Genomic DNA, 10,478 nt, shown 5'->3' with positions numbered 1-10,478 from the left:
CGGGACCGAAGAAATAAGTCTCCCCCGCAACCATCCTGCGACCTGTCGCCACAGGCAAGAGAGGCCTCGCCGCGCGGAAACGCCGCCCCTAAGCAGGATTTCCGAAAAGCAGCCCCCGGTTTTCGGATGAAAATCCTGCAAAAACAAAGGAATCCAAGCAAACATTCGTTGGGCGATCAACGCATGTTTGCTTAGGAAATCTTGATGATTTCGAGCTCCTGACCGGACGCGCCGACCTCGTCGCCCACGCTCTTGCCGAGCAAAACCTTCGCCACCGGGGCGACAAAGGACATGGAGCCGGACTTGGGGTCGGCTTCATCCTCGCCGACGATGCGATAGGTCTGCACGCGGCCGTCCTCGCGTCGGAACGTCACCGTGCCGCCAAAGGCGACGGTCTCGCTCGAAACGGGATCGGCCCCGACCTGAGCGGTCCGCACTCTCGCCGCGAAATAGCGCATGTCGCGCAAGGGGATGGCCGCCTGCCGCCGCCGCTCGTTCACATCCTCGATCTGCTGCGCGGCGTCGTAAGCCGCGCGCGCCTGTTCGAGTTGCGCCTCAAGCGCCGCCAAGCCCCTTGCCGTGACGAGGTTGGGATGAGGTGAAATCGGGCGGTCGGGCAGCAAAGTTTCCGAGGCGGTTTCCGCACTGTCTTCCTTGGTGAAGGCGACGCTCAACTCAGGCTCCTTTCAGGACAGCCGAACCGGATGGGGCTTCAGCGGTCCAGAGAAAATTCGATGGGCTTCCTCCAGCCAATCTATTCATTGCCACCGCGATTTGCGATCCACAATCTGCGCGCCGCGCCAGCGGTGACGACCGCGTCCTCGGCCCCGCCGGCGATTGGCGGATCGTCTCGATCGCGCGGCAATTCATTGCGGACATCATCGACCACGTCTGACCGTCGCCGCGGCGGAAGAGGCTCCGCGCCTGCATGATCCGCGGCCGCGCATATTGACAGCATGTTACCATTTTGGCAGTACGCTGTCATGATCGAGACAAAACCTCCCTTCGACCACCCCGCCAACGCCCTTGCGCTGGAAATTTTCCGGCTCAACGGCGCCCTGATCAAATTCGGCGACGCCCTGGTCAAGCCGCTCGGCCTGACCAGCGCCCGCTGGCAGGTCCTGGGGTCGATCGCACACGGCGGCGGAACCTTTCCCGTCGCCCGCCTCGCCGACAATATGGGGCTGGCGCGCCAGTCCGTGCAGCGAATTGTCGATGAACTCGCGGACTCCGGCCTCGTCGGCTTCGCACCCAATCCCGCCCACAAGCGCGCCAAGCTGGTGGTGATGACGCCGCGCGGCGAGGACGTTTTCGAAAAAGCCAGCGCGCTCTGGCTTCCGGTCGCCGACGCCTTGCTGACCTGGCTCGATGCGCATCGGCTTCAGCAAACCACGGAAAACCTGGCCGCGCTGCGCGCGCGGCTGGAAGACCATGACAGGAGCTCCGAATGATCAGGAAACTGCACCCCATCGCCGGAATCATCGCCTTCATCACCATCCTCGCGTTCTGGACCTCAACGGTCATCGTCGAATTCGGCGGCGATCACGCCAGGATCGCCGCGGTCAAGCTCGCCATCCTCTGGGGCCTGGCCTTGCTGATCCCGTCCATCGCCTTCGCCGGCGCCAGCGGTTTCAAACTCGGCGGCGCGTCGGCGAATCCGACCATTGCGGGGAAGCGGCGGCGGATGCCCTTCATCGCCTTGAACGGCCTGCTCGTGCTGGTTCCCTGCGCGATTTTCCTGCAACAGCGGGCGAGCGCGGGCGTGTTCGATCAAACCTTTGCCCTTGTTCAGGGCGTCGAACTCTTGGCCGGCGCGATCAACCTCACCCTGCTCGGCCTCAACATCCGCGACGGTCTTGCGCTGACCCGGCGCTTCGGCGCGCCGGGTCAAGTGAAATGATTGTCTCCAAACGCAAAGGATCTTTGTCATGGCGATCAAAAGTTCGTCCGACCGATACGGCGCCGTCGCGGTTTCGATCCATTGGCTCTCCGCGCTGCTGATCCTGGTCTTGCTCTATTCAGGGTTCCGCGCCGCCGGCCTCCACGACCCCGCCGCCAAGGCCGCGCTGCTGCGCCTGCATCTGCCCGTCGCCCTTGTTGTCCTTGCGCTGACGGCGTTTCGAATTCTGTGGTGGCTGAGCTTCGACGCCAAGCCGGCGGCGCTTGGCTTCCCCCCCTTGCAGGAGCGACTGGCGCGCATCGTCCATGTCCTGCTGTATGTGGTTATTCTCGGCATGGTCGCGAGCGGCGTCGGCATGACCGTCGCCACCGGCGCGGCGTCGCAAATTTTTTCGACGGACGTGTCCGCCCTGCCCGACTTCTGGCGCGTCCCTCCGCGCGTTCCGCATGGATTGGGCGCGCGTCTCCTGGTCGCGCTTCTCGGCCTCCACGTCGCCGCCGCGCTCTACCACCATTTTGTTCGCCGCGACGCCGCCTTCCGGCGCATCTGGTTCGCGCGGTGAGTTTTTGGTCGCGCGCCGCCCCTTCTTGGCGCGCGATCAAATGTTGGATAGCGTTTGTCCATGATCGACGCTTGAGGTCGCGCCTTCCATGCAAACCAAGAACCCTTTCGTCTGGACACTGGCGTTCGGCCTGCTGGCTGGCGATGCCGGATGCGCCGCCCCCCTGCCAAAAGGTTTTGTCTATCTGCGCGATGTCGACCCGAGCATCGTTCAGGACATCCGATATGCCGGCTCGCACAATTTTCTTGCGCGTCCCGCCGATGGCTATCACGCGGCGGAATGCGTCCTCGCCGAACCCGCCGCCGCCGCGCTGAAGAAGGCGCAGGAAAAGCTCGCCGGACAAAACCTGTCTCTCATCGTCTGGGATTGCTATCGGCCCGCGCGCGCCGTCCGGGATTTCGTGCGATGGACCACGGACCCGGACCAGCGGATGAAGGCCGAGTTCTTCCCCCGCATCGAAAAGACGCGACTGGTCCCGCTCGGCTACATCGCCGCGCGATCAAGACATTCGCTCGGCGGCACGGTGGATGTCGGCATCATTGCCGTTGGCGCCGCATTCGATTCGACCGCGAAAAAATCCGTCTCCTGCATTCTGCCCAAGGGGGAGCGACTCGACGACGGGACGATCGATTTCGGCTCGGGTTACGACTGTTTCGATCCCGTGGCGAATGTCGGCAATGCGGAGGTCGCGCGGACGGCTTCGGACAATCGGCGCTTCCTGAGCGAGCTGATGGCGTCGGTCGGTTTCAAGCCCTACGCCATGGAATGGTGGCACTTCGAATTGCGCGATGCGCCCTTCGCGTCGGAATTCGATTTCGAAATCCCGCCGCGATGAGTCACGGCTGATCGCCGAGGCGGCAGGCTCGCCAGCGCGGTGGAGTTGCGCGCCTCCATCGCCAAGACCGAGGTCCAAAGCCTGCGCCTGGAGCCGGAAACGCCCGCCTACGCCATCGTCAACATGCGCAAGCTCCTATGAATATCAAAACCTGCGCTTCGACGTCGGCGTCGAAAACCTGGCCGACCAGCTCTATTACGCGCCGCTGGGCGGCGTGGACATCGCGGATTGGATGGCCGGCGCAAACCCGTTGCTGCACACGCCGCTCGCCGCCCTGGGGCGCACGGTTTATGGCGGCATGACGGTCAAGTTCTGACCTTCTTGGCCCCGCCAGCGCGGCGGGGCCAATTTGGCGTCATAGTCCCCGCGCTCACGCGCCGCGCGCGCCGGTGCGGACGATGGTGCCGACGTGGTCGCCGCGCAGCGCGGCGGTCAGGCGGCCGGGAATCAGGCCGTTCACCACCTGCACCCGGTCGATGTTGCGCGCCGTCGCCATCACATCGAGCATCGCGCGGTCGACCGGCAGCGTGCCCGAAACCTTGGCCAGTTCGGCGAAGCTGACGTCCTTGACCAGCTTCGCCTTGGCGCTGTCCGCCCCGTTCGGGTCGGCGTCGAAAATCCCGTCCACATCCTCGACGATGGTCAGGCCGGCCGCGCCGAGCGCGTCGGCGACCAGGAAGGCGCCGGTATCGGCGCGGTGGGTGGGAATGCGCGAGCCCGGGAATTCATGGTGGTGATAGGGCGGGAAGGCGCTGCCCACCACGGCCCGGGCGGCGGCGAGATGGATCGCCAACTGGCTGGCGACGGTCGGATGCTCGATATAGGACACGCCCTCCGGCGCCAGCATCGAGGCGAGGATGTGGCCGTTCTGGCCGGCTTCGCTGGCGGCGAGCGGGGACAACGACCCCACGGGCAGGCCGAGGTCGAGGCCGACGCCGTAGAGGTGGCGCGCACGCACGCCAGCGCCGGTCAGAATCAGCAGCCGGTGCTCCGGCAGCAGCTTTCGGATTTCCTCGACCAGCGGCAGGATCGCGCTTGCGCCGCGATCCATGATGCGGCCGCCGATCTTGACCACTTGCAGCCAGGGCAGCAGGCGGATGGGGAGCACCCCGGCGACGGGGCGGGTCAGGCTGGCGTCCTGAAGGGTCTGGCGCGCCAGCGCGGAAGAGACGTGCTTGATGGCGTCGGTCATGGTCTCAGTCTCTCAATTCGCGGTGATGATGGTGCCGACGTGCTCGCCGGCGAGCGCGCGGGTGAGATTGCCGGGCACGAGGCCGTTGATCACCTGGACCTCGCGCACATGCGTCGCCTGCTGGATGAGGTCGAGCACGGGGAATTCCAGGATGGAATCGTGCAGGCCCTTCGCCTTCATCTCGTCGACCGAGATTTTCGGAATGAACGTCGCGGTCTTGTCGGTCTTGGGATTGGCGGTGTAGAGGCCGTTTTCGTCCTTGACGAAAATCATCTGCTTGCAGCCGAACTGTTCGGCCAGCAGGTAGCAGCCGGCGTCGGTGCGGTAGGGCGGAATCACACCCTCGGCGGCCGGCCGCATCCACATCGCGTAGGGCGGCATGCCGCTGAACACGACCGCGTTGACCTCGGCGAGCGAAAGCGGCATGGCCGACAGTCCCGCGCCCGAGACAACCGTGATCCCGTATTTGGCGAGGAGCTGGCCGAGCATGACGGCGTTCTGGTCGGCGACGGACGAGCCGAGCTGCGACAGCACGCCCGCCGGCAGGTTCAAGCCGGCCGCGATCGAATAGAGGTGGCGGGCGCGGGTGCCGGCGCCGGTGCCGATCAGCAGCTTGTGGTTCTTGCGCACGGCGACGATCTCGTCGACCAGCGGATAGACGGCGGAGCGCCCCCGATCGATCACGCTCTGGCCGCCGATCTTGATCACGGTGGCGTCGGGCAGGATGCGATAATTCGACGCTGCGCTGGCCGCGGCCAGCAGTTCGACGTCGGTCAGCGACCGCTGCATCAGGAGCGTTTCAAGCTCCGAATTGGTGTTGCTCATTGTTGCGCCTTTCATTGTGTTCCGTTCAAGTCGCGTTTGGCTGGGCGAATGGGTACAGCTCAAGAGGGCTGCGCTCAATTCGCGAAATCCATGTATTTTTTCCCGGTTTCGGAAGGAATGACAGTCCAGGCTGCGATTGCGACGGCGGCAGCGGAGAAAGACGCCCGGCGTCGACCTGAACCCGACGCCGGAACAGGATCACGCCAACCGCTCGCAGGCGCAGACCAGCCCGCGGGCCGCCGACTTTAACGCGCCCGCCTCGATCTTTACGTTTTCCTTATTCGCGGGAGGCGCCTTCCACATGGAAGCCTTACGCCGCGCGGCGCCATTCTCCGCTCCATGGACATAAAGGAGCGAAACCATGTCTGACGCGCTTTTCATCCTTCTGGGCTTAAGTCTGATCGGCGTCATGGCGCTTTACGCGCACGCGCTCACACGCGCTTGAGGGAGGCGGCCATGTTCGAACCGCTCGCCGGTCTCTTCGTCGCTTTGGCCTTAAGCGCCTATCTCGTTCTCGCGCTGCTCAAGCCCGAACGCTTCTGACCCTGGGAGCTTCCCATGACACTTAACGGATGGCTGCAAATCGGCCTGGTCCTCGGCCTCGTGCTGGTCGCGGTCAGGCCGCTCGGTCTTTACATGGCCACGGTGTTCGAGGGACGGCGCAGCTTCGCCTCGCCGGTCCTCGGCCGGATCGAGCGCGGTTTTTACCGGCTCGCCGGCGTGGCGCCGGACAGGGAGCAGAGCTGGCTCGCCTATACGCTGGCCATGCTCACATTTTCCGCGCTGGGCTTCGCCTCGCTTTACGCGATCCTGCGATTGCAGGCGTATCTGCCGTTTAATCCGCAGGGTTTCGACGGGGTCCCGCCGGACCTCGCCTTCAACACGGCGATCAGCTTCCTCACCAACACCAACTGGCAGGCTTACGGCGGCGAAACCACCATGAGCCATTTTTCTCAAATGGCCGGCCTCGCCGTGCATAATTTCTTGTCGGCCGCGACCGGCATCGCCCTGGCGCTGGCGGTCACCCGCGCGTTCTCGCGAGCGAGCGCGGCGACGCTCGGCAATTTCTGGGTCGATCTCACCCGCGCAACGCTCTATGTGCTGCTGCCGCTCGCCATCCTCGTCGCGCTCGCCTTCATCGCGACAGGCGTCCCGCAGACGCTCACCGGCGCCGTGGATGCGACAACGCTGGAAGGCGCGAAACAAACCATCGCCATGGGACCGATGGCCAGCCAGGAGGCGATCAAGCAGCTTGGAACCAATGGCGGCGGCTTTTTCAACGCCAATGCCGCGCACCCCTTCGAAAATCCGAACGCTTTTTCAAACATCCTGCAAATCTGGTCGATGCTCACCGTCTCCGCCGCCTTGCTGATCATGTTCGGCAAGATGGTGGGCGCCGAGCGGCAGGGCTGGGCGCTGCTCGGCGCCGTGGGCGTGATCCTCATCGGCGGCGTCGCGGTCGTCTATATCGCCGAGACCGCCGGGAATCCGATGCTGACGGCCCTCGGTCTCGATCCCGCGCAAGGCAATGTCGAAGGCAAGGAAGTGCGCTTCGGCCAGGCGCTGACCGCGCTTTACGTGGCCGTAACCACGGGCCTGTCCTGCGGCGCGGTCAACGCCATGCATGACTCGCTCACCCCGCTGGGAGGCTTCGTCCCGATGTTCCTCATCCAGCTCGGCGAGGTCCTGCCGGGCGGCGTCGGCTCCGGGCTATACGGGCTGGTGGTTTTCGCGGTGCTTTCCGTGTTCATCGCCGGGCTGATGGTCGGGCGCACGCCGGAATTCTTGGGCAAGAAGATCGAGGCGCGCGAGATCAAGCTCGCCATGCTGGCGGTCTTGATCCTGCCCTTGGCGATCCTGGGCTTTTCCGCCGTTGCGGCGGTGCTGCCTTCGGCGCTGAGCAGCCTCGCCAATCAGGGCCCGCACGGCCTTTCGGAACTGCTCTACGCCTACACGTCGGCGGCTGGCAACAACGGCTCCGCCTTCGCCGGCCTCAGCGCCAACACGCCCTGGTTCAACACCACCACCGGCATCGCCATGGTGATGGGCCGCTTCGGCTATGTGATCCCGGTGATGGCCATGGCCGGCTCCATCGCCGCCAAGAAGAGGAGCGCGCCCGGCCTCGGGACCTTCCCGACCGATGGCGGCCTGTTCGTCGGCCTGCTCGTCGGCGTGATCCTCATCGTCGGCGGCTTGCAGTTCTTCCCCGCTCTCGCCCTTGGCCCCATCGTCGAGCACGTCCTGATGCTCGGGGGAAAGACTTTTTAGGAGTTTTGTCCATGTCCGCGAAATCCGAAGCGCGCCATTCGCTGGCCCTGTTCGATCCCGCGCTGCTGCTCACGGCGGGAGGCGATGCGTTCAAAAAACTCAACCCCGCAAAACTGATGCGCAATCCGGTGATTTTCGTCACAGAAGTGGTCGCCGCGCTGGTGACGATCCTGTGGCTGCGCGCGTTTTTTTACGGAACCGGCTCGCCCTTCTTCTCGGGGCAGATCGCCCTATGGCTGTGGTTCACGGTCCTGTTCGCCACCTTCGCCGAAGCTTTGGCGGAAGGACGCGGCAAGGCGCAGGCGGCGAACCTGCGCGCCACCCGCAGCGATACGATGGCCAAGCGTCTGATCGATCCGACGGGCGAAAACCATCTGCAAGCGGTGGTGGAAAAGGTCAGCGCGCTGTCGCTGCTCCCCGGCGATGTGGTGCTCGTCGAGGCCGGCGACGTCATCCCCTCGGACGGCGAGATCGTCGAAGGCGTGGCTTCCGTCAACGAAAGCGCCATCACCGGCGAATCCGCCCCGGTGATCCGCGAGGCCGGCGGCGACCGCTCGGCGGTCACCGGAGGCACAAGCGTTCTGTCGGACTGGATCAAGGTGCGCGTCACCGCTCAGCCCGGCGAAACGTTTATCGATCGCATGATTGCATTGGTCGAAGGCGCGGAGCGGCAGAAGACGCCCAACGAACTGGCGCTGTCCGTTCTGCTCGCCGGCCTCACCCTGATCTTCCTGATCGCGGTCGTCACGCTCTACGGCCTCGCCGTCTATTCCGGCGCGGTTCCCTCCGTCGTGGTGCTGGTGGCGCTGCTGATCACGCTGATCCCGACCACCATCGGCGGCCTGCTTTCGGCGATCGGCATCGCCGGGATGGACCGCCTGGTGCGCTTCAACGTGCTGGTGACCTCGGGCCGCGCGGTGGAGGCGGCGGGCGACGTCGACACGCTGCTGCTCGACAAGACCGGCACCGTCACCTTCGGCAATCGCATGGCGACGGAATTCCTGCCCTTGCCGGGCGTCGATCCGCGCCGGCTGGCGGAAGCGGCGCTGCTCGCCAGCCTCGCCGACGAGACGCCGGAAGGCCGCTCCATTGTCGCGCTGGCGAAAGCCGAGTTCGGCCTGAGCGAACCCAACCTTGCCGACCAACCGATGCATGTCGTTCCCTTCGCCGCGCAGACGCGTCTGTCCGGCGTCGATCTGGGCGAACGCGGGCTTCGCAAGGGCGCGGTGGATTCGGTGCTGAAATTCTCTGGCCTTGCCTTGGACCAGGCGCCCGCCGAATTCCGCACCACCGTGGACCGCATCAGCCGCGCCGGCGGCACGCCGCTCGCCGTGGCCGAATTTTTCCCGCCCGCCGCGCCGGCGCAGGCCGTCGGCGCCCAGGCGGCTCCGGTGGCGAACAGCCAATTGCTCGGCCTCATCCACCTCAAGGACGTGGTCAAGCCCGGCATCAAGGCGCGTTTCGCCGAGCTGCGCGCCATGGGCATCAAGACGGTGATGATCACCGGCGACAATCCGCTCACCGCCGCCGCCATCGCCACCGAGGCCGGCGTCGACGATTTTTTGGCTGAGGCGACGCCCGAGGACAAGCTGAAGTTCATTCGTAAAGAGCAAACCGGCGGCCGCCTCGTCGCCATGTGCGGCGACGGCACCAACGACGCGCCCGCGCTCGCCCAGGCCGATGTCGGCGTCGCCATGCAGACGGGCACGCAGGCCGCGCGCGAAGCGGGCAACATGGTCGATCTCGACAGCGACCCGACCAAGCTGATCGAAGTGGTGGAGATCGGCAAGCAGCTGCTGATGACGCGCGGCTCGCTCACCACCTTCTCCATCGCCAACGATGTGGCGAAATATTTCGCCATCCTGCCGGCGCTGTTCGCCGCGACCTATCCGGAACTCGGCGCGCTCAACATCATGCATCTCGCCTCGCCGCAATCGGCGATCCTCTCGGCGGTGATCTTCAACGCCCTGATCATCGTCGCCCTGATCCCGCTGGCGCTGAAGGGGGTGAAGTACCGCGCCGTGGGCGCGGCGTCCCTGCTGCGGCGCAACCTGGCTGTCTACGGCCTCGGCGGGCTGATCGCGCCGTTCATCGGCATCAAGCTGATCGACCTCGCGGTCGCCGGAATGCATCTGGCGTAAGGCGACGATCCTTCTCCCCTTGCGGGAGAAGGGGATCGGCGCGCAGCGCCGAGACGGATGAGGGGGCACGCGGGGAAACCCCTCGTCAGGCCCCTTCGGGGCCACCTCCTCCCGCAAGGGGAGAAGGCAGCCGCCCGCCCATCATAAGGAGTACGCCATGTCTCATTTCCGTCCCGCCCTGGTCCTGCTGCTGCTGTTCACGGCGCTGACCGGGCTCGTCTACCCGCTTGCCCTCACCGGCGTCGCTTCCGTGGTTTTCCCGAGGCAGGCCGAGGGCAGCCTGATCTTGCGCGATGGCCAGCCGATCGGCTCCGCGCTGATCGGCCAGAATTTCGCTGACGACCGCTTCTTCCAGCCGCGGCCCTCGGCGACCAGCGCGCCCGACCCGCAGGACCCGACCAAGACCATCGACGCGCCCTATAACGCGGCGAACTCCTCCGGCTCCAATCTCGGCCCGACCTCCAAAACCCTGATCGATCGGGTCCAGGCGGCGGCGGAGGCCAAGCGCGCGGCGGGCTGGCAGGGGCCCCTTCCCGCCGACGCGCTGACGACCTCGGCGTCCGGCCTCGATCCCGATATTTCGCAGCAAAACGCCTTGGCGCAGGTTTTGCGCGTCGCCAGGGCGCGCGGAATGGACGAAGCCCGGCTGCGCGCGCTTGTCGAGGCGCAAACCAGCGGACGCTGGCTCTGGCTGATCGGCGAGCCGCACATCAACGTTCTCAAGCTGAATCTGGCTCTGGATGCGTTAGAATAGG

At 65.5% G+C, this 10,478-nt stretch carries 11 protein-coding genes; 8 read left to right on the top strand and 3 right to left on the bottom strand.

The genetic code is table 11. The features are described 5' to 3' along the window. Positions 1-191: 191 nt before the first annotated feature. Positions 192-674, bottom strand: coding sequence for a transcription elongation factor GreA (gene greA / locus GJ654_RS01865; protein ID WP_155444384.1), 483 nt, complete (start codon positions 672-674; stop codon positions 192-194). A 309-nt stretch (positions 675-983) separates the two neighbouring features. Here greA and GJ654_RS01860 point away from each other — a divergent pair, with 309 nt between their 5' ends. From GJ654_RS01860 to GJ654_RS01845, 4 genes are all read left to right on the top strand, one after another. Beyond that, the gene (locus GJ654_RS01860; RefSeq protein ID WP_246664529.1) at positions 984-1,451 is read left to right on the top strand and encodes a MarR family winged helix-turn-helix transcriptional regulator; all 468 of its coding nucleotides are present in this window, start codon (positions 984-986) and stop codon (positions 1,449-1,451) included. Then, positions 1,448-1,900, top strand: coding sequence for a hypothetical protein (locus GJ654_RS01855; RefSeq protein WP_155444382.1), 453 nt, complete (start codon positions 1,448-1,450; stop codon positions 1,898-1,900). The genes GJ654_RS01860 and GJ654_RS01855 overlap by 4 nt, the downstream gene beginning before the upstream one ends. Positions 1,901-1,928: 28 nt before the next feature. Beyond that, a complete protein-coding gene (locus tag GJ654_RS01850; protein ID WP_155444381.1) occupies positions 1,929-2,462 on the top strand; it encodes a cytochrome b in 534 nt (177 codons plus the stop codon). Between the two features lie 88 nt (positions 2,463-2,550). Further along, complete coding sequence (locus GJ654_RS01845; protein ID WP_155444380.1) at positions 2,551-3,297, top strand: M15 family metallopeptidase; 747 nt, start codon at positions 2,551-2,553, stop codon at positions 3,295-3,297. A 370-nt stretch (positions 3,298-3,667) separates the two neighbouring features. On the opposite strand, the gene GJ654_RS01840 is transcribed toward GJ654_RS01845, so the two are convergent. Together GJ654_RS01840 and GJ654_RS01835 are read right to left on the bottom strand one after the other, a co-directional pair. Then, a complete protein-coding gene (locus GJ654_RS01840) occupies positions 3,668-4,489 on the bottom strand; it encodes a molybdenum storage protein subunit alpha (protein ID WP_155444379.1) in 822 nt (273 codons plus the stop codon). Between the two features lie 12 nt (positions 4,490-4,501). Then, positions 4,502-5,314 carry a uridine kinase gene (locus GJ654_RS01835; RefSeq protein WP_155444378.1) on the bottom strand — a complete coding sequence of 271 codons (813 nt, stop codon included), beginning with the start codon at positions 5,312-5,314 and terminating at the stop codon, positions 4,502-4,504. A gap of 456 nt (positions 5,315-5,770) precedes the next feature. Here GJ654_RS01835 and kdpF point away from each other — a divergent pair, with 456 nt between their 5' ends. From kdpF to kdpC, 4 genes are all read left to right on the top strand, one after another. Continuing rightward, complete coding sequence (gene kdpF, locus GJ654_RS21650) at positions 5,771-5,857, top strand: K(+)-transporting ATPase subunit F (RefSeq protein WP_155444513.1); 87 nt, start codon at positions 5,771-5,773, stop codon at positions 5,855-5,857. 15 nt (positions 5,858-5,872) lie between these two features. Continuing rightward, positions 5,873-7,582 carry a potassium-transporting ATPase subunit KdpA gene (kdpA, locus tag GJ654_RS01825; RefSeq protein WP_155444377.1) on the top strand — a complete coding sequence of 570 codons (1,710 nt, stop codon included), beginning with the start codon at positions 5,873-5,875 and terminating at the stop codon, positions 7,580-7,582. Between the two features lie 11 nt (positions 7,583-7,593). Next, a complete protein-coding gene (kdpB, locus tag GJ654_RS01820) occupies positions 7,594-9,723 on the top strand; it encodes a potassium-transporting ATPase subunit KdpB (protein ID WP_155444376.1) in 2,130 nt (709 codons plus the stop codon). 157 nt (positions 9,724-9,880) lie between these two features. Beyond that, complete coding sequence (gene kdpC / locus GJ654_RS01815) at positions 9,881-10,477, top strand: potassium-transporting ATPase subunit KdpC (protein ID WP_155444375.1); 597 nt, start codon at positions 9,881-9,883, stop codon at positions 10,475-10,477. The last annotated feature ends 1 nt before the right edge of the window (position 10,478 follow it).

The organism is Rhodoblastus acidophilus (assembly GCF_009720655.1).
Taxonomy (GTDB): domain Bacteria; phylum Pseudomonadota; class Alphaproteobacteria; order Rhizobiales; family Beijerinckiaceae; genus Rhodoblastus; species Rhodoblastus acidophilus_A.
This window is presented reverse-complemented; position numbering and strand designations above follow the sequence as displayed.